Consider the following 25,590-nt stretch of genomic DNA (forward strand, 5'->3'; position numbering starts at 1 on the left):
GTGACCTGCCCCTCTGAAAGGCGTCTTATATTAGAGTATCATGAAATTTCCGGGGCTGCATTTTTGCCGCGACGTGTCGCCGGTCGCCGTCACAGGAGGTGGCGCAAAGAGAATATCTGCCTCTTTTACGGTCTGGCCGCCCATTTGTTAGTCGAAACGCCGTGGACATTTTGTTAACTAATTGATTTATAATAATTATTTAGAAATTACATCTCCGTTGTTCGCTGTCGTCAAAGCGGAAGGCGACGTCGCATTTGGGCGACTGGAGCGCCGGCCTTTCCGCTTAGATGAAGGGGCTCAAGGTGCTGCCTCTCTAGGGAGGGCGGATAATTGGGAAGCCGGTGAAAATCCGGAGCTGCCCCCGCAACGGTAAGGGAAGAAATCGCGGCAAATCGCCACTGAAGCAATTCGGGAAGGCGCCGCGCGGTCCGCAGAGGACATCTCCCGAGCCCGGAAACCAGCCTTGGAGAAACATAACGTGACTGGCTGCGGCGGGCGGCCGGGGGCGCAGCGAAGCCATGTCTTCATGCTGGTCGGCCTCGATCCATGCCCGCTTCAGACGAGCAATGCTTTTGAGGAAGCGGCAATGGACATTCGCAGCGACGTACTTCGCAAGATCAGGAACCGGCGCGAGGGCTACAGCCTCGACCAAGCGTTCTATATCGACCAGGACTATTACAAGCTCGACCTGGAGACGGTCTGGTATCGCGACTGGCTCTTCGTCGGCCACGACTGCGAGATCCCGCGGGCCGGCAATTTCTTCACCCTGCAGGTCGGCGACTATCCGGTCGTCATCACCCGCGACCGCCAGGGCACGGTTCGCGCGCTGCACAATTCCTGCCGTCACCGCGGCTCGCGCGTCTGCAGCCAGCACAAGGGCGCCTCGGCCAAGCTCGTCTGTCCCTATCATCAGTGGACCTATGAGTTGGATGGCACGCTGCTTTTCGCCCGCCACATGGCCGAGGATTTCGACAAGAGCCAGCACAGCCTGAAGAAGGTCCATTGCGAGACCGTCGGCGGCTACATCTTCATTTGTCTCGCCGACGAAGCGCCCGATTTTTCGCCCTATCGCGAACTGGCCGAGCCCTATCTCGTCCGCCATCGCCTCGGCGAGACCAAGGTCGCCTTCGAGAGCACGATCGTCGAGAAGGGCAACTGGAAGCTCGTCTGGGAGAACAACCGCGAGTGCTACCACTGCGCCGCCAACCATCCTGAGCTCTGCCGCACCTATCCGGAGGCACCCAGCGCCACCGGCGTCCAGGGCGCCAAGGACGATCCGGTCATCGCCGGCCACTGGGCGAAGTGCGAGGCATCGGGTTTACCGAGCGAGTTCCGCATGTCGCCGAGCGGCCAGTTCCGCCTGGCGCGCATGCCGCTGATCGCCGAGGCCGAGAGCTACACCATGTCCGGCGCGCGCGCCGTCCGCCGTCCGCTGTCGGCCGACGTCAAAGAGAGCCACATCGGCACGCTGCTGATGTTCCACTACCCGACCACCTGGAACCACGTGCTGGCCGATCACGCCATCACCTTCCGCGTCCTGCCTCTCGGCCCCGAGTTGACGCAGGTCACCACCAAGTGGCTGGTCAACGAGGATGCGGTCGAGGGCGTGGACTACAACCTCGACGAACTGACCCACGTCTGGACCGAGACCAACGACCAGGATCGCCAGATCGTCGAGGAAAACGCCTTCGGCATCCGCTCTCCTGCCTATGAACCCGGTCCCTATTCGCCTGAGGACGAAGGCGGCGTGATGCAGTTCGTCGAATGGTACTGCACGTTCATGGAACAGCGCCTGCAGGGCGACAAGCAGCCTCTGACACGGGTGGCCTGAGATGACGATCGCGAGCGACTTCCGCCATTTCGACGAACTCCAGCCCTGGAACGACCGCCAGCACATGCTGGAATGCATCGCGGTGACGGCCGAGACGGCCGACGTGATGACGTTCACCTTCCGCTCCGACCGCGAGAACTGGTTCCGCTATCTGCCGGGCCAGTTCGTCACGCTGGAGCTGCCGGTGACGCCGGACGATCCGGTGATGCGCACCTATACGCTGTCTTCGACCCCGTCGCGGCCGTTCTCGGTCGCCGTTACCGTCAAGGTCCAGAAGGACTCGATCGGCACGCGCTGGATGTTCGACCACCTGAGGCCGGGCATGCAGTTGAAGGCCTTCGGGCCGCTCGGCGACTTCTCCTTCGTGCGCCATCCCGGCGAGAAATACCTGTTCATCTCCGCCGGCTCCGGCGTCACGCCGATGATGTCGATGACGCGGTGGATGGCCGACTGTGCGCCGCAGACCGACGTCGCCTTCGTCTCCTGCGCGCGGTCGCCGCAGGACATCCTGTTCCGCGCCGAGCTCGAGTGTCTGTCGGCGCAGATGCCCAATCTCTCGCTCGGCTTCGTCGTCGAGGGCCGCAATCCGCGCGACGGCTGGCATGGCCTGCGCGGCCGCATCGATGGCTCGCGGCTTTCGCTGCTGGCCCCGGACTTCCGCGACCGCACCGTCTTCTGCTGCGGCCCCGAGCCGTTCATGCGCGGCGTGCGCGACATGCTCAAGGTCTGCGGCTTCGACATGGCGCGCTATCACGAGGAGAGCTTCCAGCCGGCGGCCGCACCCGCAGCCGAAGAGCTTGCCGTGCGCGCCGGCCCGGGCGAGGTGGATGCCTCGGCCGTCTCGACCGTCACCTTCACCATGGCCGGCAAGGAAGCAAAATGCCCGCCCGGCCAGACGATCCTGCAGACGGCGCGCTCCGCCGGCGTGCGCATCGGTGCCGCCTGCGAAGGCGGCCTCTGCGGCACCTGCCGCGTCATGAAGGTGTCCGGCGAAGTCGAGATGAACCACAACGGCGGCATCCTCGACGACGAGATCGCCGAAGGCTACATCCTCGCCTGCTGCTCGCGCTCGCTGGGCGACGTGCAGATCGAGGCATAGGGACCGGCATCCGGCCAACGGGTCAGGGCGTGGCGTGCGGCGGGGCTGCGGCCGGCGTGGTCTTCTCGCTGCCGTCGGCGATCTGTTCCGGGGCGACCGCTGCGTCCGGCACCGCCGGGGCCCCGTTGCGCACGACGAACGTCACGGTCGCATCCGCGGAGGCCGCGAGGCCGGCGAACGAGACTGCGGCGGCCTTCACCGGCAGCGACTTGGGCTCGTCGGCGGCGGCAGCCCTTGCAACGGATGCGGTGACGATGTCGTCGACCGGCGGCTCGCCGGTCTCGAACGGTTTTTCGGGCAGGAGGTCCCCGAAGGCCCAGATCTTGGTCAGGTCCGCCCGGTTCATCGGCACCACGTTGACGTCGATGTCGTTGAAGGTTCCCTTCACGCGGTAGGGGCAGCGGCGCTTGTTGCAGTTGGCGGCGGCGGAAAACTGCCAGAGGGCGTAATTGTCCCAGTTGCCGAGGGGGAAGACCTTGCGGATGCCGGGCTTGTAGCGGGCATACCAGAGCGGCAGGCGCGACAGGATGCGGTACTTGTCGCGGTTGGCCGCGATGTATTTCGCGGTGGAATGGTTGGTGTAGAGCACCGGATAGCGCCCCGTCCGCGTCCGGACGTGGCCGGCGAAGATCTGCGCGTCCTCGAGCGACATGAACTTTTTCGGATCGATCGCCTCGATATCCAGCACCATCATCTCGTCCGGCTGCGGCCGCGCATAGTCGAGAAAGTGGTTGGCCTGGTCGACCGGGTTGCCGGGTCGGGCGAGGTGATAGGCGCCCCAGAGCAGGCCCTGCGCCCGGGCCAGCAGCCGCCGGGTTTCGTAGAGTTCGCGGCTGACGGCGTATTTGCGCCACATGGTCTTGCAGTGCGCGACGGTGTCGCCGTCGTGTTCGCCCTTGCAGTCGAAACTTTCCGGCAGGCCGTCGGAGGCCTTGGAGATGAAGCCGGCGATGCGCTTGTCGGTCAGAAGCAGCGGCCAGTCGATCTCGTTCATCTCGTAGGCGTCGATGACGATGGCGTGGTCCTTGTTCCGCCACGGCTCGACGTCCGCGGCGATGCCGGGGACGGGCGCGACGAGAAGCAGCGCGCCAGTCAGAAATGCGAGAAATCGGTTCCGTGCCCTCATGTTTCGCGCTCCGCCGTCGACCTCCGAATCAGGAATTTTGTTTCGACAGGGTTACCGTAACGTTAATGCCTTTCTAATCGGGGCGGATTTTTGCCCCTGATCACGAAACTTTTTCTGGCCCGCTGCGTTCTTTTGCAGGATGTAACAACGTAAGCCGCATCAACAGGAGGTATGCCCAGAATGTTCGGTACCAGATCCATCGCCGTCGCGCTGTCCGTGCTTTTCGCCGTCAGCCCCGTCGTACCCGCTGCCAGCCAACCCATGCCCAAAATGACGGTGCAGCCCGTCCAGGCCGGCGAATCAGGCGTCGACCTCGTGCGCTGCGAAGGCCGCCATTGTCGCAACGAATCCCGCCGTCACGGGAACCGGGACCGTCGTGACTGGAAGCGGGATCGCCGCGAAACCCGCCGCGACTACAATCGCGGTTACCGCAACGGCTACTACAACGGCCATCGCGGTTATCGTTCCTCCCGCCCGGGCTATCGCTACCATGACGGCTACTGGTTCCCGCTGGCAGCCTTCGCCACCGGCGCCATCATCGGCGGAGCGATTACCGCCCCCCGCGCACCGGCCTATGTCGGCGGCGGCAGCGCCCACACCCAGTGGTGCTACAACCGCTATCGTTCCTATAGGGCCTACGACAACACGTTCCAGCCCTATAACGGCCCGCGCCAGCAGTGCTACTCGCCCTATAGGTAACCGGCCGTTCCGACCCAAAGGGTCGCAAGACAGGCTATGGCTCTTATGCTCCGGGACGGATGTTCCGGAGCATTTTCATGTGAACGGCCCGCTGGCTCGACGATTTCCCCTCGCGATTCAGTTCTTGCTAATTTACACGCGCGTCCGATGATTGGAAGGGCTTTTGGCCCGACCTCCGGTCACCTTTTCTGTCGGTTCCTGCAGGTCGACGCTGGCGGCCATTCACAATTGACGTTTACGTAAAAATAAATAATCTGCCGCGCATTGCGCCGGATGCCGCCAGCCATCATTGTCGATGGCCTGGCCCCGGCCGGGAATGGGAGGATCCGCATGTACAAGGCTCCGGTGGAGGAGACCGTCTTCACCCTTCGTCACGTCGCAGGCCTTTCGGCCGCGATGGCCGAGGGTCGCCTCGGCGAGCTCTCGGATGATCTTGTCGAGGCGATCCTTACGGAGGCCGGGCGCTTTGCGACCGAGGAGATCGCGCCGCTGGCCGAAATCGGCGACCGCCAGGGTGTCGTCCTTCAGGAGGGCCAAGTGAAGACCCCCGACCGCTGGCCCGCGCTCTACCGGGCATGGGCCGAAGGCGGCTGGAATTCGCTGACCGCATCTCCCGACTTCGGCGGGCAGGGGCTCCCCCATATGCTCCATGTCGCGGCGATGGAGATGTGGAACGGCGGCTCCATGGCCTTTGCGATCGGGCCGACGCTGACGATCGGCGCCGTCGAGGCCTTGTCTGCCCATGGCTCGGACGCGCTGAGACGCACCTACCTGCCGAAGATGGTCTCCGGCGAGTGGATGGGCTCCATGAACCTCACCGAGCCGCATGCCGGCTCCGACCTCGGCGTGATGAAGACGAAGGCGGAGCGCCGCGGCGACGGCACCTATCGCCTGTTCGGCCAGAAGATCTTCATCACCTACGGCGAGCACGATTTCACCGACAACATCGTCCATCTGGTGCTGGCGCGCCTGCCGGATGCGCCCGCCGGCACGCGCGGCATCTCGCTGTTCCTGGTGCCGAAGTTCCTGGTCGAGGCCGACGGCGCGCTCGGAGCGCGCAACGACGTGTTCTGCCATTCCGTCGAGCACAAGCTCGGCATCCATGGCTCGCCCACCTGCACCATGATCTATGGCGACGGTCGCTTCGGTGGCGAGCCCGGCGCGATCGGCTGGCTGGTCGGCGAGGAGAACAGGGGGCTCGCCTGCATGTTCACCATGATGAACAATGCCAGGCTCGCCGTCGGCATGCAGGGCGTGGCGATCGCCGAGGCCGCCACACAGAAGGCGATCGCCTATGCCAAGGAGCGCACGCAGGGCAGGGCGCCGGGATGGCAGGGATCCGGCATGAGCCCGATCATCGAGCATCCGGACGTGGTCCGCATGCTGCTGACGATGAAGGCGCTGACGCAGGGCGCCCGCGCCATCACCTATGCCTGTGCGCACGCGGTCGACATGGCGCATGCGACGGAAGGCGAGGAGGCCCGCCACTGGACGGAGCGCGCCAGCCTGCTGACCCCGATCGCCAAGAGCTTTTCCACCGATGCCGGCGTCGACGTCGCCTCGCTCGGCGTGCAGGTGCATGGCGGCATGGGCTTTATCGAAGAGACGGGTGCTGCCCGGCTCTACCGCGATGCCCGCATCGCCCCGATCTATGAGGGGACGAACGGCATCCAGGCGATCGATCTCGTCACCCGCAAGCTGCCGCTCTCGGACGGCGCGCAGGTGAAGGATTTCATCGCCGAGCTGCGGGGCATCGCCGCCGCCGTCCGCGCTTCCAACGATCCGGCCTTCGGCGACACGGCAGCCCGGCTGGAGGCGAGCCTCACCGATCTCGAGGCAGCCACCGAATGGCTCGGCACGGCCCTGGGCGAGGGACGGCAGCTGGACGCGCTCGCCGGCGCGACGCCCTACCAGCGGCTGTTCGGCCTCGTCCTGACGGGGGCCTACCTCGCCAGAGGCGCGCTGGCGGACGCCGGCGACGGCAGGAGGGCCGAGCGCACCGCCCTTTGCCGCTTCGCCGCCGAAAACATCATCGCCGAAACCGCAGCCTTGAAGGACCGCGTCATCAACGGCGCCGCCAGCCTGGAGGCCGCGCGGTCGGTGCTGGGTTAGGCGCTCACGTCAACCCTCCCCTTGAGGGGGAGGGTCGGCGCGAAGCGCCGGGGTGGGGTGATGCTGCGGCGACAGTCGCACGGTGGTGGTGATCGTCGCACGAAGGCCGGCGGCGCGGCAGCACGGAACGAACGCCAGGCGCCATCGCGCCCGCGAAGAAAGGCCCGCGAGGAAAGGAACGACATGAGCGATCACGTCCTGATCGAACGACCGCAATCCGCCCCCGGCGTGCAGGTGATCCGGCTGAACCGGCCGGAGAAGAAGAACGCCATCACCCGCGCCATGTACCAGACGCTGACCGAGGCGATGCGCAGCGCCGATGTCGATCCGGCCGTGCGCGCGACATTGCTGCTCGGCTCGGAGGGCTGCTTTTCCGCCGGCAACGACATGGCCGATTTCCTCACCGTCGCCATGGGCGGCTCTATGGGCCGGGAGGTGGTGGACTTCCTCCATGCGCTCGCAGCGCACAACAAGCCGATCGTCTCCGGCGTCGATGGCCTGGCGATCGGCATCGGCACCACCATCCACTTGCACTGCGACATGACGATCGCCTCGCCGCGGTCGCTCTTCAGGACGCCGTTCGTCGATCTGGCGCTGGTGCCGGAAGCGGCGTCCAGCCTGATCGCGCCGCGGCTGATGGGCCACCAGCGCGCCTTTGCCCTGCTCGTGGCGGGCGAGGGCTTCACTGCCGAGGAGGCGCGTGCGGCCGGCCTGATCTGGAAGGTGGCGGATGCGGCCGAGACGGAGGCGTTTCAGGTCGCGACCCGCCTCGCCGCCAAGCCGCCCGAGGCGCTGAGGGCCGCGCGCAACCTGATGCGCGGCGACAGGGAAGAGGTCGCCGGCCGCATCGACGAGGAGGCGCACCATTTCTCCGTCAGGCTCAGGAGCGCGGAAGCCCGCGCCGCCTTCGAGGCCTTCATGGCGAGGAAGTAGCCGCGTGGCTAACCGTCGATCGCCGGGGAGTCGATAGGTGTCGTGCCATCGAACGTCGAAGAACATCCGGAAATTCAACGCTCCGCCCGGAAGCCGAGTGGCGTCGTTGTTGACGGCCACCCGGATCTCTCCATGGTCGTTTACAACCGCACATTGCCCGAGGACACCGAGCGGTGAGCCTATTTCTCCAGCGTCGCCACCGCTTCCACATGCGACGACCAGAGGAACTGGTCGATCGGGGTGACGCCGGTGATGCGGTAGCCGCCGGCCGTCAGGATCGCGAGATCGCGGGCGAGCGTCACCGGGTTGCAGGAGACGGCGGCGATCTTCTTCACGCCGGATCGGGCGAGCTCGCGACACTGGTCCTCGGCGCCGGCGCGCGGTGGGTCGAAGACCAGAGCGTCGAACACCTTCAGTTCCGAGACCATCAGCGGCCGGCGGAACAGGTCGCGCTTCTCGACGGTGACCTGCTTCAGCCCCTGTGCGTGGCGGGCGGCATGGTCGAGCGCCTTCAGCGCCTTCTCGTCGCCCTCGACCGCATGGACGCGGGCGGAGCGGGCTATCCTGAGCGCAAAGGTGCCGGAGCCGGCGAAGAGGTCGGCCACGCGCTTGGCCTTGCCGATATGGCCGAGCACCAGCGCGGCCATGGCGTCCTCGGCCTCTTTCGTCGCCTGCGTGAAGCCGCCCGGCGGCGGCGAGACCAGAACGCCGCCGAAATCGAGCTGCGGCTTCTGCGGCTCGATCAGGATCTCGCCGTCATGGGACACGCGGGCGATGCCGCGCAAGGCCAGCACGCATTCCGTCACCGCGCGCCGCTGGCGGTCGCCGACCTTGCGCACACCCTCGAAGGCGAGGTCGAGGCCGGACAGCGTCTCGAGCACGGTCAGCCGGAAGCCCTGGCTGTCGGTCGAAAGGGCCGTGGCAACCGCGCGGATCGCGTCCAGTCGGGCGACGATGCCGGGCCGGCTGATCGGACACTGGTCGATATCGACGATGTGGTGGCTGCCCGCCTGGTTGAAGCCGAGCAGCAAGCCCTTCTCGGTCTGGCGCGCGGTGAAGGCCACCCGCCGGCGTTCGCCGGGGCGGGCGATCACGAGCGGCGCCACCTCCGCGGCGAGCCCCTTGGATTTCAGCGCATCGACCACGAGCCCGCGCTTGAAGGCATGATAGAGCGCATCCGAGGCATGCTGCAGCGAACAGCCGCCGCAGGTGCCGTTCCGGCCGTCGGGTCCGAAATGCGGACAGGCCGGCGCGATCCTGTCGGGCGAGGCCACGGACGTGGAAATCACGGTGCCCTGGCTCTTCACCCTGGCGATCGCCACCGTTTCCCCCGGCAGCGCGAAGGGAACGTAGACCGGCCCGTCCGGGCCGCTCGCAATCCCGTCCCCGCCGCTGCCGAGCCTGCTGATCGTCACCGTTTCCGTGCTCATGGCTTGCGTCCTGCGAGAAGATATTCCTGGTTGCCGTCGCCGCCGGCGATCGGGGCGGGGATGATGCCGAGGCTTTCCCAGCCCATCTCCGTGGTGAGCCAGCGCTCCAGTTCGGCGGCGATGGCGGGGCCCGCCGAAGGGTCCTTCAGCAGCCCGCCCTTGCCGATCGCCGCGCGCCCCGCCTCGAATTGCGGCTTCACCAGAAGCACACAGAAGGCGCCGGGAGCGGCGAGCGAAAGGGCTGGCGGCAGTGCCAGCTTCAGCGAGATGAAGGAGACGTCCGAGACGACGCAGCCGATCGTCCGGCTTGCTGTGTGGCTCTCGGAAAGCGCGCGGGCGTTCAGGCCTTCGAGATTGGTCACGCGCGGATCGCCGCCGACGCGGGGATGCATCTGCCCGTGGCCGACGTCGACGGCGACGACATGCGCCGCCCCGCGCATCAAGAGCACCTGCGTGAAGCCGCCGGTCGAGGCACCGATGTCGAGACAGTCGCAGCCGGCCGGATCCAGCCCGAAACGCTCGAGCGCCGCCACCAGCTTCAACGCTGCCCGGGAGACATAGTCCTGCGCCGGATCGTCAATCTCGATCGCAGCGTTCGGGCCGACCGTCGTGCCCGCCTTGGTCACCGTCCTGCCCTCGACGCTCACTGTGCCGCGCGCGATCGCGTCGCGGGCGCGCGAACGGCTGTCGAAAAGCCCGCGCGAGACGAGCAACTGGTCGAGGCGAATGGAAGGGGCCTGGTCGGACATCGCCCCTCAATGACGCCTGCCGGCGGCGCTGGCAAGGGCAGACGGCAGCAATTGCCTGTTTGTGCGGCCACGATAGCCACTAGGGCGAAGGCAACTCTTCGCTCCTGGCCATGCGCCGTCAGGCGGGAAAATACCCGCGCATATAGTCGACATAGTCCTGGTCGGGCAGGGTGCGCCGTGCCTTGACGAAGCCGCGGGCGTCGTCGCCGATCAGGTAGCGCAGCCGGTCGCTGCCGTCGGTCAGCGCCGTATGGATGAGCGTTGCGACATCCTCGGCTGCGATGCTGCTTTCCGCCGCCATGCGTGCGAAGGCGGCGAGCGTGCGGTCGACGAAGGGCTGATAGTCGGAAAGCGGCGATCCGTCCGCCCCGCGCGCGGCCTGGTTCTCCCCGAAACGGGTCGAGGTGACGCCGCCGTGCGGGATCACGAGCTTCACCTCGATGTTCTGCGGGCCGAGTTCGTAGGACAGCGCCTCGGTGAAGCCTTCGAGGGCGAATTTGCTGGCGCAGTAGAGCGAGATCATCGGCAGGGTGAAGAGGCCCGCGCCGGAGCTGACGTTGAGGACTGCGCCGCCACCATTCGCCCGGAAATGCGGCAGCAGCGCGCGGGTGACGTTCATCACCCCGAACAGGTTGACGTCGAACTGCGCCTGGACCCGCTCGGGCGTCAAGGCCTCGAAGAGACCCCATTGGCCGTAGCCGGCATTGTTCACCAGCGCGTCGATGCGGCTGAAACGGGCGATGCCCGCATCGATCGCCGCGCGAATGCTGTCCGGATCCTGCACGTCCAATCGCGTGGTGAGCAGGCTGTCGCCTTCCGGTAGCGCATCGGCGTCCTTAAGGTCGCGCATCGTGGCGATCACGTTCCAGCCCTTTTCGGCAAAGAGACGGGCTGCCGCCCTGCCGATGCCGGATGAAGTGCCTGTGATGAGGATGGTCGAGGTCATGTCCGATGTCTCCCGGAACGATTGCCTGTATCTGCAACCGGGAGATAGAGCGGCTGGATTGTTTTGATAATCCAGATATTCTGGCATGAACAGATGAGGTAAATCGAACAATGACCAAGGCCGGCCTTGCGGAATTCAACGCCGTCGTCGCGGTCGCCGACCACGGCAGCTTCCGCCGTGCCGCCCGCGAGCTCGACATGTCCGCCTCGGCACTGAGCCACGCCATCACCACGCTGGAGCGGCGGATCGGCGTGCGCCTGTTCAACCGCACCACCCGCAGCGTCTCGCTGTCGGAAGCCGGGGAGGCGTTCGTCGCGCGCGTCCGTCCGGCGCTGCGGGAGCTGGGGGCCGCGGTAGAGGCGGTGAACGCGTTCCGCGACCGGCCGGCCGGGTCGCTGCGGATCAACACCTCCGAAGGCGCCGCACGCCAGTTCCTGGCGCCGGTGGTCTTCGGCTTCCTCGAGCGTTATCCCGACATGCGCGTCGACCTCGTGGCCGAGGGCAGGCTGGTCGACATCATCGCCGATGGCTTCGATGCCGGCGTGCGGCTGGTCGAGGCGGTGCCGAAGGACATGATCGCCGTCCCGATCGGCCCGGCCCAGCGCTTCGTCGTGGTCGGGTCGCCCGCCTACTTCGCCCGCCATCCCCGCCCGGAGACCCCCGCTGATCTGTTGCGCCACGACTGCATCCGCAGCCGCCTGCCGAGCGGAGCGGTCTTCCGCTGGGAATTCGAGAAGCGCGGCGAGCAGGTGGTGCTCGACGTGTCGGGCAAGCTCACGCTGGACAACCAGAACCTGAGGCTGGAAGCGGCCCTTGCCGGCGTCGGTCTGGCTTATCTGACGGAATGGGACACGGCAGTCGCCATTGCTGGAGGCTCTCTCGTGCGCGTGCTCGAAGATTGGACCGCGCCGTTTCCCGGCCTTGCGATCTACTATCCCGGACACCGCCTCGTCCCGGCCGGACTGCGCGCCTTCATAGCGTTCGCCCGGAGCGCCTTTCCCGTTTGCCCCTAGCGGCGGGCCGTCGGAAGCCCCTCCCGGTGAAAGACCCGATTCACCAAATTTTTATGCGGAATGATTATAGCCAATATTGATTTTCGAGGCTGACGACTTCCTCCCGCGTGCCATGATCGGCGCCCATCGTTGTGTCCCCCAATCATGTCTTCCAGCGCCATGACGCTCGCGCGCGGCTGCGGTCCCTTGCGACTGCCCGCAAGCGGCCGCTCAGTAGGAGTTCTATCATGAAGTTCAAGAATATCTCGCTGAGCGGGAAGCTCAGCATTACGTTCGCCGGCCTGATCCTCGTGTTTCTCGCCGTTTCCGGCATCGTCTATGTCAAGGCCCGCGAATCGATGCTGGCCTCCGAGAGCCAGCTGCGCTCCGAGCGGCTGGTCAACACGGTCGACAACGCCCTGCATGCGATGCTCGAACAGGCCGTCAACCAGCGCGGCTTCCTGCTGTTTCGCAGCGACAGCACCTATGGCGACGTGTTCGCCAACCGCGACAAGATGCTGAAATTCATCGACGAGGCCAAGCAGACCGCAGCCGGGCAGCCGGAGATGCTGAAGTCGATCGACGCCATGCTGTCGGCCGCCAACGTCTTCCACGAGCAACTGACCGTGCCGCAGCTCGAGGCGCGCAAGACGACCGAGGCGCCGATTTCCGAGGTGATCGAGATCGGCCGCAACCAGTCCAAGGGACAGCTCGACGTGTTCCGCGGCTCGGCGGCCACGATCAAGGCCCAGGCCGGCGAATGGGCGGCCGAGCAGGCAGCCCGGCAGAAGGCGGCCAATTCCGGCCTCGTGCTCGCCCTCGTGGTCGGCGCGCTCACGGCCATCGCCATCGCCGTCCTGCTCGCCTGGACCCTGTCCCGGGCGATCGTCCGACCGATCGTCGGCATGACCGCCGCCATGGACAAGCTCGCAGGAGGCGACAGCAACATCGACGTTCCGGCCCTCGACCGCAGCGACGAGGTCGGCCGCATGGCCAACGCCGTCCTGGTCTTCAAGCAGGCGGCCGTCGAAAAGCTGCGCCTGTCCGGGGAGACCGAGCGGATGCGCGACGATGCGGAGCGCCAGCGCCGCGACACCGACGAGCAGAAGAAGCGCGAAGCGCTGGAAATCAACCAGGCGGTCGACGAACTCGCCGCCGGTCTCGCCGGCCTGGCCGACGGCGACGTCAGCTACCGCATCGAGACGCCGTTCTCGCCGCATCTCGATCGGCTGCGGCTCGACTTCAACGCCTCGCTCGACAAGCTGCGCGGCGCGCTGCAGTCGGTCGGCAGCAATGCCGCCGCCATCCATGCCGGCGCATCCGAGATCCTGTCCGCTGCCGACGACCTGGCGCGCCGCACCGAGCAGCAGGCCGCTTCCGTCGAGGAGACGGCCGCAGCGCTCGAGGAAGTCACCTCGACGGTCCGCGACAGCGCCAAGGGCGCCGAAGAGGCCGGCCGCCTCGTCGAGCGCACCCGCAAGGGCGCCGAGCGCTCCGGCGAGATCGTCCGCGACGCCGTCTCCGCCATGCAGGCGATCGAGAAGTCCTCCGGCGAGATCTCCAACATCATCGGCGTCATCGAGGACATCGCCTTCCAGACCAACCTGCTGGCGCTCAACGCCGGCGTCGAGGCGGCGCGCGCCGGCGAGGCCGGCAAGGGCTTCGCCGTCGTCGCACAGGAAGTCCGCGAACTGGCCCAGCGTTCCGGCAAGGCCGCCAAGGAGATCAAGGCGCTCATCACCACCTCCGGCGAACAGGTCCAGTCCGGCGTCTCGCTGGTCGGTGACACCGGCAAGGCGCTGGAGACCATCGTCGGGGAGGTCCAGGAGATCAACCGCCATGTCGCCTCGATCGTGGTCGCCACCCGCGAGCAGGCGACCGGCCTCCAGGAGATCAGCACCGCCGTCAACACGATGGACCAGGGCACGCAGCAGAACGCCGCCATGGTCGAGGAGCAGACGGCCGCCAGCCACAGCCTGGCCCAGGAAGCCGCAGCCCTCAACGAACTGTTGACGCAGTTCAAGCTCGGCGGCGCCGCCGCCGGCTTCGCCGCCACCGCCCCGGCCACCCGCCGCGCCGCGTGACAAACCGCGCCTGCCGGCCCGCTTCGGGCGTCGGCAGGTTTCCAGATGAGAAACGACGCGGCGCGCCTCATGGGCGCGCCGTTTGCGTTTCGTCGGTGTCAAAGTTGTCTTGAAGCGGAGTCTGCCCGGTCAGGCGGCGACCGACACGGGTCGTGAGCAGCCGTAATCAGCCGGCGACGCCGACGCCGATGTCCTTCTGGCCGAGGGCCCGAAACACCGTCGAGACGATGCCGGCGCGGTCGAGACCGGCCTTGGCATACATCGCTTCGGGCTTGGCTTGCTCCATCCAGATGTCGGGTAGCGCCAAGGGGCGAACCTTCAGCCCGGTCTCCAGCAGGCCTTCAAGGGCGAGGAACTGCAGCACATGGCTGCTGAAGCCGCCGATGGCGCCTTCCTCGATGGTGATCAGCACCTCGTGGTGGCGCGCGAGCTGGCGGATCAGGTCGTGGTCGAGCGGTTTTGCGAAGCGGGCGTCGGCCACCGTCGTCGACAGTCCGGCGGCATCGAGATCCTCGGCCGCCAGAAGACAATCCGCAAGACGGGTGCCGAACGATAGCAGCGCCACCTTGGAGCCCTGCTTGACGACGCGGCCCTTGCCGATCTGAAGAATTTCGCCGCGCACCGGCATGTCCACGCCCACACCCTCGCCGCGCGGATAGCGGAAGGAGATCGGCCCCTGGTCGTAGGCCGCAGCCGTGCGTACCATGTGCTTCAGTTCCGCCTCGTCGGCCGCCGCCATCACGACGAAGCCGGGCAGGGAGGCGAGGTAGGTCGTATCAAACGCGCCCGCATGGGTCGGACCGTCGGCGCCGACGAAGCCGGCGCGGTCGATCGGAAAGCGGACCGGCAGGCCCTGGATCGCCACGTCGTGCACCACCTGGTCGTAGGCGCGCTGGAGGAAGGTGGAATAGAGGGCTGCGAACGGCTTGTAGCCTTCCGCCGCCAGCCCCGCTGCGAAGGTCACCGCGTGCTGCTCGGCGATGCCCACGTCGAACAGGCGGGCGGGATAGATCTCTCCGAACTTGTCGAGCCCCGTGCCGTTCGGCATGGCTGCGGTGATGGCCACGATCCTGTCGTCGTGCGCCGCTTCCCCGACCAGTGCCTCGGCGAAGACCGAGGTGTAGGAGGGGGCGTTCGGCTTGACCTTCGCCTGGGCGCCGGTGATCACGTCGAACTTGTTCACGCCGTGATACTTGTCGGCAGCCGCCTCGGCGGGCGCATAGCCCTTGCCCTTCTGCGTCACGACATGGATCAGCACCGGCCCCCGGGCGTTCTCGCGCACGTTGCGCAGGACGGGCAGCAGGTGCTCGAAGGAATGGCCGTCGATTGGGCCGATATGGTAGAAGCCCATCTCCTCGAACAGCGTGCCGCCGGTGACGTAACCGCGGGCGTGCTCGACCGCGCGCGTGATCGCCCGGTCGACCGACTTGCCGAGATAGGCGGTCATCTTCTTGCCGAGCTCGCGGAAGCCCATGTAGGTGCGGCCCGACGCCAGCCGGGCGAGATAGGCGCTCATGGCGCCGGTCGGCGGGGCGATCGACATGTCGTTGTCGTTCAGGATCACGATGAGGCGGGCATCCAGCGCGCCGGCATTGTTCAGCGCCTCGTAGGCCATGCCGGCAGAGAGCGCCCCGTCGCCGATCACCGCGATCACGTTGCGCTCCGTGCCCGAAAGGTCGGAGGCGACCGCCATGCCGAGGCCGGCGGAGATGGAGGTCGAGGAGTGCGCGGCGCCGAAGGGGTCGTATTCGCTTTCCGCCCGGCGGGTGAAGCCCGAAAGCCCGTCTTCCTGGCGCAGCGTGCGGATCCGGTCGCGGCGGCCGGTGAGGATCTTGTGCGGGTAGCACTGGTGGCCGACGTCGAAGATCAGCCGGTCGTGCGGCGTGTTGAAGACCTTGTGGATCGCGATCGTCAGTTCGACGACGCCGAGGCCCGCACCGAGATGGCCGCCGGTCACGGAGACGGCGTCGATCATCTCGCTGCGCAGCTCGGCGGCGAGCTGGGGCAGGTCGCGATCGTCCACCTTCTTCAGATCTGCCGGGATGTGTACCTGATCGAGCAGTGGCGTGGCTGGCAATTGTCTCACTCTTGATGCGCTGTTGCGGGGCGGCGGCTCGCTTTGCCTGGCACGGGCCGCACCACCTGGAATTCTCTCTTGTCTGTCATTGCCGAATGCGGCGCGGTTTGCAACCTTGGAGCCAGAATAGATGCTTATTGCGGCCAAGGAAACACGGCTGCGCGCCGCCGGCGGCGGATGCTTCCTGGAGCCACAAGTAGGCATTGTCGGGGCGAAGCGCCAGCCCCGGATTACAAGGGGCAGGGCGCCAGGGTTCGCGCGCTAGCTCTGCGGCAGCGGGATGAACTCTTCGTCGTCGCCCGGCACGATGTCGAAGCGGCCCGTCCGCCACTCCTCCTTCGCCTGCTCGATCCGCTCCTTGGAAGAGGACACGAAGTTCCACCAGATGTGGCGCTTGGAGCCCAGCGCCGCGCCGCCGAACAGCGCCACATGACAGCCTGCCGGACCCGCCTTCAGCGTGATCGCATCGCCCGGCCTGAAGACCAGGAGCCTGTCGGAACCGAAGACATCGCCGGCGACGTCGAGTTCGCCCGACAGCACGTAGACCGCGCGCTCCTCCCAGTCGGCGGCAAGCGGCGCGCTGGCGCCGGCTGCGAGCATCAGGTCGGTGTAGAGCGTGTCGGAGGGGACCTTCACCGGCGATCGATAGCCCTCGTAGTGGCCGATGATGACGCGTCCTTGGACGCCGTCGGTGTCAAAGACCGGGAGTTCGTCGCGGGTCGAGTGGACGAAGGCCGGATCGATCTCCTCCTGGCCGTCGGGAAGCGCCAGCCAGGTCTGCAGGCCGGAAAGGCCGTGCGGATGGCCGCGCACGTTTTCCGGCGAGCGCTCGGAATGCACGATGCCGCGGCCGGCGGTCATCAGGTTCAGGTCGCCCGGCCGGATGACCATCTCGGTCCCCAGGCTGTCGCGGTGCTTGATCTCGCCGTCGAACAGATAGGTGACGGTGGAAAGGCCGATATGGGGATGCGGGCGCACGTCGATCGCGTCCCCCGCCTTGAAGAGCGCCGGCCCCATCCGGTCGAAGAAGATGAAAGGGCCGACGAGCCGGCGCTTGGCGGTGGGCAGCGCCCGGCGCACTTCGAAGCCGCCGAGATCGCTCGTGCGCGGAATGATCAGGTGTTCCAGCGCGCTGCAGGCCGCCGAGTCGCCTGCGACGGGGTCCGGCCCCGGGAAAAAGCTCATGGTGTTCGCTCCCTTGCCACGGTCTGCCTGCAATGAACAGGACCCTGCCGACCGTTGCAAGGGACTTGCTGGCGATTGCCCTTCGCTATCGCGTCAGGCTGCAGTCTCAGGCAGCAGTCTGCGGCACCGATTGCTGGTCGAAGCTCTGCTGCGCCTTCTCGATCTCGTCGCTGTTCTCGCGCACCCAGTCGACGAGTTCGCTGACCGGCTTCAGGAGCCTGAATCCGAGGGGGGTCAGGGCGTAGTCGACACGCGGCGGAATGGTTGCGAACATGGTTCGCGTCACCAGGCCGTCACGCTCCAGGTGACGCAGCGTCAGCGTCAGCATCCGCTGGGAAATACCTTCCACCAGCTTCTTGAGTTCGTTGAAGCGAAGGGCGCCATCGCTCAGGGTCTCGATGACCGAGAGCGACCACTTGTCGCCCACGCGGTCCAGAATTTCACGGCTGCCGCTGCGGGCAGCGACGACATTGCGACGTTCGGAAGAATGATGATGAGAGAGCATACTGTGGCCTTGTGAATGGCTTGAGACGAATTGGGAGGTTTGAAATAGGCGTGACGAACGGTTCGGAATGATGTGCCTTGCTGTCGATCCGGCTTGGGAGGTCACCGGATTTGATGTTGAGTGCACCCATCCTTTCCAGCCGTCGTGTCGTTCCCCGAAACAATTGCGTTTATTACGTGCACCGGTTTGCCGGACACACGCCATTAGAGCCTACCCATTTAATGAGGGGACTCCATATGTGGGTACTACATGAGATTTCCCGACAGGTTTTGCAAGCCCCCGGAAAGCCGATATGCAAATTTACCGTAGCTGGAAACCGGCCGGGCGGGGTCGCGATCACGCCCGCGGGATCGTGCGGAACGCTCGAAAATCTGGCTTTCGATCAGAAGTGCGTAGGCATCGAAACGGAGACTTCGGGGCTCGAATGACACAGGGTCACGATTCTGTGACTTCGAGCCGTATTGCGCCTGAGGCGTGTCAGCCGTTGTCGAGGGGCTCGACGCCTTGCGGATTTCCGGCGCGGTCGATCCGGATCTTCTCGATCCGATTCTCGGCTGCGTTCAAGAGCGTCTCGCAGTGCTTCTTGAGCGCCTCGCCGCGCTCGTAGATCTCGATCGACTTGTCGAGCGGCACGTCACCGCGCTCCAGCGCCGCCACGATCTTCTCCAGCTCTTCCACGGCCTGCTCGAACGACAGCGCGGAGACGTCCGCGGCGGGGATGGACGATGTCATGATCAGCCTCTCATCAACCGGAAAATGTGCGTGGCCGCCGATTCGGCCAGTCCCTGCAGGTCGTAGCCGCCCTCCAGCACGCTGACCACCCGGTTCGACGCGGAACGTTCCGCAATCTCCATCAGCTTGGCCGTCGCCCAGTCGAAATCGTCGGCCTGGAGGTGGATCTGGGCGAGGGGGTCGCGGTGATGGGCGTCGAAGCCTGCGGAGATCACGATCAGGTCCGGCCGGAAGTCCGCCACCCGCGGCAGGACGCGACTCCTGAACGCCTCGCGAAAATGGTCGCTGCCGGTCTCGGGCGAAAGCGGCGCGTTGACGATGTTGCCGGCGCCCGTCTCGTCCTTTGCGCCCGTGCCGGGGTAGAGTGGCATCTGGTGGGTCGAGCAGAACAGCACCGACGGATCGTCGAAGAAGATGTCCTGCGTGCCGTTGCCGTGGTGCACGTCCCAGTCGACGATGGCGACGCGTTCCGCGCCGTGCGCCTTCTGCGCGTGGCGGGCGGCGATGGCGGCGTTGTTGAAGAAGCAGAAGCCCATCGCCTTGTTCTTCTCGGCGTGGTGGCCGGGCGGCCGCGCCGCGACGAAGACGTTGTCGGCCTCGCCGGAAAAGACCGCATCGACCGCCGCGATCGCGCCGCCGACGCCGGTCAGCGCCGCCTGCAGGCTCGCCGGGCTCGCATAGGTGTCGGCCTCGAAGTGGTTGATGCCTTCCTCGGGGATCACGTCCATGACGGAGCGCAGGTGCGCTTCGGGATGGGCAAGCAGCACGAAGTCCTCGTTCGCCTGCTCCGCCCTGCGCCGCACCAGCGGCTGGAACCGGTCGTGCTCGAGCGCGAGGTTGAGCGCCCGCAGGCGGTCTGGCCGCTCCGGATGCCCCTCCGGCGTCTCGTGCTGGAGGAAGATCGGGTTCTCGAAGAGGATCGTCGTCATGTCCCGACGCTACCTTCTGTCTTCGGGACGGTCCACGGGAAATGGAGCCGCCCCCCATGCTTTTCAACAATCGCCCATGAAGGGCGCAGCCGTCGCTCCTCAGGTGCGCGCCGGCAGCAGCGGATAGCCGGCGAGAACGGCGCGTCCCGCCAGCATCGCGATGAAGGCCTTGATCAGGTCGCCGGGGATGAAGATCAGCGAGGCCATGGCGATCTCCATGAAGGCCTTGCCGCTCGAATAGGACAGCCAGGCGATGCCGAAGAGATAGACGACGCCGATGCCGCCGACGATGGCGGCGGCGAGGAAGCCGAGGAACTGTGCCAGTTCCGGCTGCGTCTCGCGCACGAGCCGCTCGGCGATCAGCCCGGTGACGAAGGCGCCGGCGACCCAGCCGGCGAGATAGCCGGCGGTGGGGCCGACGAAGACCGCAAGCCCGCCGCGTCCGCCCGAAAGCACCGGCAGGCCGATCACGACCAGCAGCAGCACCAGCAGCACGGCCGCCGCCCCGCGCCTGGCGCCGAGGATGCATCCGGCCAGCATGACGCCCAGCGACTGCGCGGTGATCGGCACCGGGATGAAGCCGAGCGTGAAGGGTGGCACGAGGCCGAGCGCCACGATGATCGCGGCAAACAGCGCGACGAGGACGAGATCCCTGGTGCTCATGCTGCAATTCCCCTTCGCATGTTTTCTGATGCGTTTATTGCCGCCGAAAGGCGCGAGCGTCAATCGCCATCGCGATCGTGTCCGCGTCCTTGAGCGTCAGGATGATCAGCGGCACGAGGACGCCGAGCGGACGTACGCGCAGGCCGCGGGCGCGATGCGCTTCGCGGATGTCGCCGTAGCGCGCCAGGATCTCCGGCACGAACCGCAGCACCAGCCCCACCGCGAGGCTGACGTCGGCGGCGCGAACGAAGCCGAAGCGCTCGAGCGGGCGCAGGAGACGCGTGATCTCGTCCATGAAGGCGGAGATGGTCGTGGTCGCCGTGACGGCCGCTGCCAGCAGCACCAGCGCGCCGAGCCGGAACAGGACGGCCAGCGCATCGTCCAGAGAGTGGAAGATGTAGTTGGCGACGGCGACGAGAAGGACGGTGAAGAGCACGAACCGCACGCGGCGGACGGCTTCGCCAGGCGCGATGCCGGTCGAGGCGTAGAGCCCGACGGCTATGATGGCGGCGGCCGCCAGCGCCCAGGGACTGTGGACGAGAAACAACGCCACCGCCGCTAAAAACAGCAGGATCAGTTTCAGCCGTGCCGAGGCGCGGTGAAGCGGCGTGTCGCCGGCGATGTCGAGGCCCGTCAGCATCCGACGATCCTTCGATAGGTGCGCACCGCCTCCTGCGGCGCGGCGTCCGCTTCGAGGCGACCCTCGTGGAACAGAAGGACGCGGTCGAACCCGTCGAGAAGCGGCAGGTCGTGGGTGATCACGATCGCCTGTTCCGGCAGGCCCGCGATGGTCTCCTCGATCAGCCGGCGGTTCTTCAGGTCGAGCTGGTTGGTCGGCTCGTCGAGGATCAGGACGTCGGGGCCGGTGACGAGCACGCTGGCGATCGCCGCAAGCTGCGTCTCCCCGCCCGAAAGCTCGTGGATGCGGCGTCCGGCCAGATGCGTGATCCGGAAGCGTTCGAGCACTGCGTCGGTCCGTGCCGAAATCTCCTCTTTCGACAGTCTGCGGTTCTTCAGCCCGAAGGCGATGTCCTCGGAGAGCACCGGCAGGATCATCTGGTGCTGCGGGTTCTGGAAGATGAAGCCGGCCCGGCCGCGCACCGCCGCCTCGTCCTTGACCGTGTCGAGGCCGCCGACGGTGACCTGGCCGATGGTGGGGCGCAGGAGCCCGTTGATCAGCCGGGCGAACGTGGTCTTGCCGGAGCCGTTCAGGCCGATGATGCCGATGCGCCGTTCGAAGAGCCTGAGCGAGAGCGGATGCAGCGCCGGCCGTCCGGCAAAGCTGACCGAAGCCTCGCTGAATACGATGTCCAAGAGCCACTCCCGCGCCGCTGAGGTGACGGGACCTATAGCCACTTCGCCAGGCGAAGGAAACCGGGTTGGAAGGCGTGGGAAAATAAGCCTATCATGCGGGCATGACGATTCTGGTAAAGAACAGCGACGCGCGGCGGATCTTCCTGGCCAAGCAGGGGCTCGGCGCGTCTCCAGGCCGCGTGCTGGGCAAGCCCGGGCTGCTGCAGCTCATCCACGACATCGGCTTCGTGCAGGTCGACAGCATCGCCACAGTCGAGCGCGCCCATCACCAGATCCTGTTTACGCGCAACCAGACCTACCGGCGCGAACATCTCGCCGATCTTCTCGAGAAGGACGGCGAACTGTTCGAGAACTGGACGCACGACGCCTCGATCATCCCGAGCACCTTCTATCCCTACTGGAAGCACAAGTTCCGCCGCGAGAACGACGCCATCCTCGCGCGCTGGCGCCGCTGGCAGGGGGAGGGCTTCGATTCCAGCTTCGAGGAAACCTACCGCCGCATCGCCGAGCGCGGTGCGGTTCTCTCGCGCGAACTGAAAGCGGCCGAGCACGAATCCGGCGGCTGGTGGAACTGGCATCCGAGCAAGACCGCGCTGGAATATCTCTGGCGCACCGGCAAGGTGGCGATCGCCCGGCGCGAGAATTTCCAGAAGGTCTACGATCTCGCCGAGCGGGTGCTGCCGAAGCACCATCATGAACCGGAGGTGGACCACGAGGGCTTTGTCGACTGGGCCTGCCGCAGCGCGCTGACGCGGCTCGGCTTTGCCACCCATGGCGAGATCGCAGCCTTCTGGGACCTCGTCACGCCGGAAGAGGCGCGGGCCTGGGTCGAGGGCCATGCCGACGAACTGCGCACGATCCGCATCGAGCCCGCCGACGGCGCAAAGCCGCGTGTTTCCCACGCCTTTGCCGATTTCGCCGGGCTGCTGGAGACTGCGCCGGAGCCGCCGGGCCGGCTGCGCGTGCTCTCCCCCTTCGATCCGCTGATCAGGGACCGCAACCGCACGGAACGGCTGTTCGGCTTCCTCTATCGCATCGAGGTCTTCGTCCCGGAACCGAAGCGGCAGTACGGCTACTACGTCTTCCCTCTTCTGGAAGGCGACCGCCTGGTCGGCCGCATCGACATGAAAGCGGACCGCAAGGCAGGCGAACTGACCGTCAGGAAGCTCTGGCTGGAGCCGGGTGTGCGGGCCTCGGCAGGCCGTCTGGAGCGGCTGGAGGCGGAGCTGTCGCGCCTCGCCCGTTTCACCGGCGTGGACGACGTCCGCTACCTGGACGGCTGGCGGTAGCCGCAGCCAGCGGATCACTGGATTTCGGGTTGTATTTAGGTCTGAATTTGGTACCTTTTTGCGGAGGAGATTTCCGATGCAGAGAATTGAAGCCGAACTTGCCGTCAGCGTGTCCGACCTGAAGAAAAGCCCTGCCGCAGTGGTCGGCCAGGCGCGGGGACTTCCTGTGGCGGTTCTGAACCATAACAAGGTCATGGCCTATCTCGTCCCGCCCGAGGTGTATGAGGCCATGCTCGAGCGGCTGGACGATCTCGATCTTGCCAGGGTCGCCGGGGAGCGTGCGGCCGAGGAGCCGGTCGCGGTGGACCTTGACGACCTATAGCCTCGCCTTCCTGCCGAGCGCCCGCAGGGAGTGGGACAAGCTGGGTGCCACCGTGAAGCAGCAGTTCAAGAAGACGCTGGCGGAACGGCTGGAGCACCCTCAGGTGCAGGCGGATGCCCTTCGGGACATGCCCGATCACTACAAGATCAAGCTGCATGCCGCAGGCTACCGGATGGTCTATCGGGTGGAAGACGAGCAGGTGACGGTTGTCGTCGTCGCTGTTGGCAGGCGCGAAAGGTCCAACGTTTACAAGGCGGCCGCGTCGCGCCTGAAATGATGATCGGCCCGCGGCGCCGCCGACCTCAGAACCGCACCCGCTTCCTGATCTTGCGCCAGCGCACGAGCAGGCGCTTTCCCATGTTGAGCGCGGCAAGCGGCGGGTAGTTCTTCTTCGTCTTCTTCAGGGAGGCCTGGAGAACCGCCTGCACTTCCGGAATCGCGCGCAGCGCCTCGTCGTCATAGTAGGTGAACGTGGCCGTTCCGCTGCCGAACAGCGATTTGCTGGAAGGGCGCGGATGCATCCGCTCGCCCAGCACCGTCATGAGCCGCCGCTCGACCGTCCGGAAGTTTCGCGACTTGCGCGGCAGCGAAAGCGTCCGGCGTGCCGGCGCCCCGGCGGTGGACATCGTCTCGATGATCCGTGCCTTTTCCTCCGACGTGAACAGGAAGCGCATGACCACGCCGATGTGGACCGCCCTGCGGCTGTTCGCCTTGCCGGTGGGAAAGCTGCTCTCCTTGGCCAACAGCCGGATGAACTCGGTCAGTTCGATCGGCAGCCGCTCGTTCGTCGAAGGCTTGGTCGCCTGCATGTCGTGGATGCCGAGCGCCGTCTGCAGGAAATAGGAATAGATGTCCAGCTTGTCCCGGCGGATGCCTTCATAGAGCAGGACCTTGTAGTCCACGCCGGGAAGCGTGGCGACGGGGCGGATTTCCCGCAGCGGGTTCATGAAGGTCGCGCGCAAGGGCGAGCGCAGCGGCTTCTCCATCCATTTCGGCAGGCTCGGCGCCGAGCCCATGCTCGCCTTCTGCGCCCAGAACGAATAGATCGTGTCGAGCGGGTCGCGCAGCGTGTAGACGACCGTGAGCCTGCGCTTGCCGATGATGTCGCCGATCGCCTGGAAGTGCTCCTTCTTCCAGCGCCGGAACCCTTCGGAGGAAAGCAGGATGTCGAGGCCTTCGCGGTCAGCCCGCTGCAGCACCTTCATGAAGTCGGCATAGGCGGGACCCTCCCGCTTGACGAACTGGGTCTCGTGGTCGGAAAGGTCGTGATGGGCGATGCCCACCCGCTCCCCGATCGCCGGATAGAGCCAGCCGCGCTTCAGCAGTGCCTCGGCATTGTCGTGGAAGTTCGCCTGCATATAGGTGGTTGCGGTCTTGTGAGGACCGATGTGCATCACCAGGCGAAGAGGACGGTCGTGCTTCATGCAGGCTCTGGGTTCGGCGGTGAGCGATCGGGCGAGGGGATGTTCCTGTCAGCAGATGTCCGTGGCGGCGATCTGGATGCCGAACCCTTCTAGCCCGACATAGTGACGCTCTCGCGACGCCATCAGCCGGATCGAGGCGATGCCGAGATCCTTCAGGATCTGCGCGCCGAGGCCGATCTCCAGCCATTCGTGTTCGCGCGCCGCAGCCTCGCTGTGCCCCTCGCGGTCGGCATTGCCCTTGCGCGCCGTCCGCGACACGCCGACGCCGACGGAGCCTTCCCGCAGATAGACGATCACGCCGCGGCCGTGCTCGGCGATGCGCTTCATGATGCCCTCAATGGCCCGTCCCCCACCGAAGACATCTTCGCCGACGTTTTCCAGATGCAGCCGCACCGGGATCTCGATCCCGTCGCGGATGTCGCCGAAGACGACGGCCATGTGCTGCATCGGGTCCCAGGGTAGCGCGTAGGTGGTGGCCGTCGCCTTGCCGAACGGGGTCTCGATCTCGAAGGTGGTGCCCTTCTCGATCAGCGTCTCCTTGCGCTGGCGGTAGGCGATCAGGTCGGCGACGGAAATCTGCTTCAGGCCGTGGGTGTCGGCGAACGCCTCCACCTGCGGCCCGCGCATGACGGTGCCGTCGTCGTTGACGAGTTCACTGATGACGCCTATCAGCGGCAGGCTCGCGAGCTTGCACAGATCGACCGCGGCTTCGGTATGCCCGGAGCGCATGAGCACCCCGCCTTCGCGGGCGACCAGCGGGAAGATGTGTCCGGGGCGGACGAAATCGGTCGCGCCGACATTCGGGTTGGCAAGGTTGCGCACCGTCAGCGTCCGGTCGTCGGCGGAGATGCCGGTGGTCGTGCCGTGCTTGAAGTCGACCGATACCGTGAACGCCGTCGTGTGCGCCGAATCGTTGTCGGCGACCATGGCGGCAAGGTTCAGGCGCTTGGCTTCCTCGCGGGGCATCGGCGTGCAGACGATGCCGGAGGTGTGCCGGACGATGAAGGCCATCTTCTCGGGCGTGCAGTGGACGGCGGCGACGATCAGGTCGCCCTCGTTCTCCCGGCCGCCATCATCGGTGACGACGACGATCTCGCCCGCCTCGAATGCCCGGATCGCATCGACTACGCGCTTCTGGTCAAAGGACAT

23 protein-coding genes, 1 pseudogene and 1 riboswitch are annotated in these 25,590 nt (G+C 66.3%); of the genes and pseudogenes, 10 read left to right on the forward strand and 14 right to left on the reverse strand.

What is annotated here, in order from left to right; translation table 11 throughout:
• The first annotated feature begins 283 nt into the window (after positions 1-283).
• A riboswitch (cobalamin riboswitch) is annotated at positions 284-480 on the forward strand.
• Between the two features lie 106 nt (positions 481-586).
• Together GGQ64_RS05035 and GGQ64_RS05040 are read left to right on the forward strand one after the other, a co-directional pair.
• Positions 587-1,831: an aromatic ring-hydroxylating oxygenase subunit alpha gene (locus GGQ64_RS05035; RefSeq protein ID WP_183800013.1), complete on the forward strand. Its 1,245-nt coding sequence runs from the start codon at positions 587-589 to the stop codon at positions 1,829-1,831.
• Position 1,832: 1 nt separating this feature from the next.
• Positions 1,833-2,930, forward strand: coding sequence for an FAD-binding oxidoreductase (locus GGQ64_RS05040; RefSeq protein ID WP_183800016.1), 1,098 nt, complete (start codon positions 1,833-1,835; stop codon positions 2,928-2,930).
• Between the two features lie 22 nt (positions 2,931-2,952).
• Here the strand turns inward: GGQ64_RS05040 and GGQ64_RS05045 are convergent, their stop codons facing one another.
• The gene (locus GGQ64_RS05045) at positions 2,953-4,056 is read right to left on the reverse strand and encodes a glycoside hydrolase family 25 protein (protein ID WP_183800019.1); all 1,104 of its coding nucleotides are present in this window, start codon (positions 4,054-4,056) and stop codon (positions 2,953-2,955) included.
• Between the two features lie 180 nt (positions 4,057-4,236).
• On the opposite strand from GGQ64_RS05045, the gene GGQ64_RS05050 reads away from it, so the two are divergent.
• The 3 genes from GGQ64_RS05050 to GGQ64_RS05060 all read left to right on the forward strand — a co-directional run bounded on the left by GGQ64_RS05050 (position 4,237) and on the right by GGQ64_RS05060 (position 7,800).
• Entirely contained in the window at positions 4,237-4,755 is a 519-nt protein-coding gene (locus GGQ64_RS05050) for a BA14K family protein (protein ID WP_246422341.1), read from the forward strand.
• A 330-nt stretch (positions 4,756-5,085) separates the two neighbouring features.
• A complete protein-coding gene (locus tag GGQ64_RS05055) occupies positions 5,086-6,867 on the forward strand; it encodes an acyl-CoA dehydrogenase family protein (protein ID WP_183800025.1) in 1,782 nt (593 codons plus the stop codon).
• A gap of 183 nt (positions 6,868-7,050) precedes the next feature.
• Positions 7,051-7,800, forward strand: a complete 750-nt coding sequence (locus tag GGQ64_RS05060; protein ID WP_183800028.1) for a crotonase/enoyl-CoA hydratase family protein — start codon at positions 7,051-7,053, stop codon at positions 7,798-7,800.
• A gap of 179 nt (positions 7,801-7,979) precedes the next feature.
• Here GGQ64_RS05060 and GGQ64_RS05065 read toward each other — a convergent pair whose 3' ends face one another.
• The 3 genes from GGQ64_RS05065 to GGQ64_RS05075 all read right to left on the reverse strand — a co-directional run bounded on the left by GGQ64_RS05065 (position 7,980) and on the right by GGQ64_RS05075 (position 10,925).
• Positions 7,980-9,230, reverse strand: a complete 1,251-nt coding sequence (locus GGQ64_RS05065) for a class I SAM-dependent RNA methyltransferase (RefSeq protein WP_183800031.1) — start codon at positions 9,228-9,230, stop codon at positions 7,980-7,982.
• Positions 9,227-9,979, reverse strand: a complete 753-nt coding sequence (locus GGQ64_RS05070; RefSeq protein ID WP_183800034.1) for a TlyA family RNA methyltransferase — start codon at positions 9,977-9,979, stop codon at positions 9,227-9,229. The genes GGQ64_RS05065 and GGQ64_RS05070 overlap by 4 nt, the downstream gene beginning before the upstream one ends.
• A 118-nt stretch (positions 9,980-10,097) precedes the next feature.
• Entirely contained in the window at positions 10,098-10,925 is an 828-nt protein-coding gene (locus GGQ64_RS05075) for an SDR family oxidoreductase (protein ID WP_183800037.1), read from the reverse strand.
• Positions 10,926-11,035: 110 nt separating this feature from the next.
• Here GGQ64_RS05075 and GGQ64_RS05080 point away from each other — a divergent pair, with 110 nt between their 5' ends.
• Together GGQ64_RS05080 and GGQ64_RS05085 are read left to right on the forward strand one after the other, a co-directional pair.
• Positions 11,036-11,938: a LysR family transcriptional regulator gene (locus GGQ64_RS05080; RefSeq protein ID WP_183800040.1), complete on the forward strand. Its 903-nt coding sequence runs from the start codon at positions 11,036-11,038 to the stop codon at positions 11,936-11,938.
• A gap of 227 nt (positions 11,939-12,165) precedes the next feature.
• Positions 12,166-13,956: pseudogene (locus GGQ64_RS05085) on the forward strand (methyl-accepting chemotaxis protein); the annotation flags it as partial.
• Positions 13,957-14,167: 211 nt separating this feature from the next.
• Here the strand turns inward: GGQ64_RS05085 and dxs are convergent.
• From dxs to GGQ64_RS05125, 8 genes are all read right to left on the reverse strand, one after another.
• Positions 14,168-16,087: a 1-deoxy-D-xylulose-5-phosphate synthase gene (gene dxs / locus GGQ64_RS05090; protein WP_183800046.1), complete on the reverse strand. Its 1,920-nt coding sequence runs from the start codon at positions 16,085-16,087 to the stop codon at positions 14,168-14,170.
• A gap of 252 nt (positions 16,088-16,339) precedes the next feature.
• The gene (locus GGQ64_RS05095) at positions 16,340-17,263 is read right to left on the reverse strand and encodes a pirin family protein (RefSeq protein ID WP_183800049.1); all 924 of its coding nucleotides are present in this window, start codon (positions 17,261-17,263) and stop codon (positions 16,340-16,342) included.
• A gap of 106 nt (positions 17,264-17,369) precedes the next feature.
• Positions 17,370-17,768 (reverse strand): winged helix-turn-helix transcriptional regulator, encoded by a 399-nt coding sequence (locus GGQ64_RS05100; protein WP_183800052.1) that lies wholly within the window; start codon positions 17,766-17,768, stop codon positions 17,370-17,372.
• 477 nt (positions 17,769-18,245) lie between these two features.
• Positions 18,246-18,500, reverse strand: coding sequence for an exodeoxyribonuclease VII small subunit (locus GGQ64_RS05105; protein ID WP_183800054.1), 255 nt, complete (start codon positions 18,498-18,500; stop codon positions 18,246-18,248).
• Between the two features lie 2 nt (positions 18,501-18,502).
• Positions 18,503-19,429, reverse strand: coding sequence for a histone deacetylase family protein (locus tag GGQ64_RS05110; protein ID WP_183800057.1), 927 nt, complete (start codon positions 19,427-19,429; stop codon positions 18,503-18,505).
• Between the two features lie 99 nt (positions 19,430-19,528).
• On the reverse strand, positions 19,529-20,092 hold the full coding sequence (locus GGQ64_RS05115; RefSeq protein ID WP_183800060.1) for a biotin transporter BioY: 564 nt from the start codon (positions 20,090-20,092) through the stop codon (positions 19,529-19,531).
• A 34-nt stretch (positions 20,093-20,126) separates the two neighbouring features.
• Positions 20,127-20,732: an energy-coupling factor transporter transmembrane component T family protein gene (locus GGQ64_RS05120; protein ID WP_183800062.1), complete on the reverse strand. Its 606-nt coding sequence runs from the start codon at positions 20,730-20,732 to the stop codon at positions 20,127-20,129.
• Positions 20,726-21,406, reverse strand: coding sequence for an energy-coupling factor ABC transporter ATP-binding protein (locus GGQ64_RS05125; protein WP_183800065.1), 681 nt, complete (start codon positions 21,404-21,406; stop codon positions 20,726-20,728). The genes GGQ64_RS05120 and GGQ64_RS05125 overlap by 7 nt, the downstream gene beginning before the upstream one ends.
• A 101-nt stretch (positions 21,407-21,507) precedes the next feature.
• On the opposite strand from GGQ64_RS05125, the gene GGQ64_RS05130 reads away from it, so the two are divergent.
• The 3 genes from GGQ64_RS05130 (at position 21,508) to GGQ64_RS05140 (ending at position 23,294) form a co-directional block, all read left to right on the forward strand.
• Entirely contained in the window at positions 21,508-22,695 is a 1,188-nt protein-coding gene (locus GGQ64_RS05130) for a winged helix-turn-helix domain-containing protein (RefSeq protein ID WP_183800068.1), read from the forward strand.
• 76 nt (positions 22,696-22,771) lie between these two features.
• On the forward strand, positions 22,772-23,017 hold the full coding sequence (locus tag GGQ64_RS05135; protein WP_183800071.1) for a type II toxin-antitoxin system Phd/YefM family antitoxin: 246 nt from the start codon (positions 22,772-22,774) through the stop codon (positions 23,015-23,017).
• Entirely contained in the window at positions 23,004-23,294 is a 291-nt protein-coding gene (locus GGQ64_RS05140) for a type II toxin-antitoxin system RelE family toxin (RefSeq protein ID WP_246422344.1), read from the forward strand. Before GGQ64_RS05135 ends, GGQ64_RS05140 begins: the two co-directional genes overlap by 14 nt.
• Before the next feature lie 25 nt (positions 23,295-23,319).
• Here GGQ64_RS05140 and GGQ64_RS05145 read toward each other — a convergent pair whose 3' ends face one another.
• Entirely contained in the window at positions 23,320-24,441 is a 1,122-nt protein-coding gene (locus tag GGQ64_RS05145; RefSeq protein ID WP_183800077.1) for a hypothetical protein, read from the reverse strand.
• A 48-nt stretch (positions 24,442-24,489) separates the two neighbouring features.
• Positions 24,490-25,590, reverse strand: a complete 1,101-nt coding sequence (gene ribB / locus GGQ64_RS05150) for a 3,4-dihydroxy-2-butanone-4-phosphate synthase (RefSeq protein WP_183800080.1) — start codon at positions 25,588-25,590, stop codon at positions 24,490-24,492.

This window comes from Mycoplana azooxidifex (genome assembly GCF_014196765.1).
GTDB classification, from domain to species: Bacteria; Pseudomonadota; Alphaproteobacteria; order Rhizobiales; family Rhizobiaceae; genus Mycoplana; species Mycoplana azooxidifex.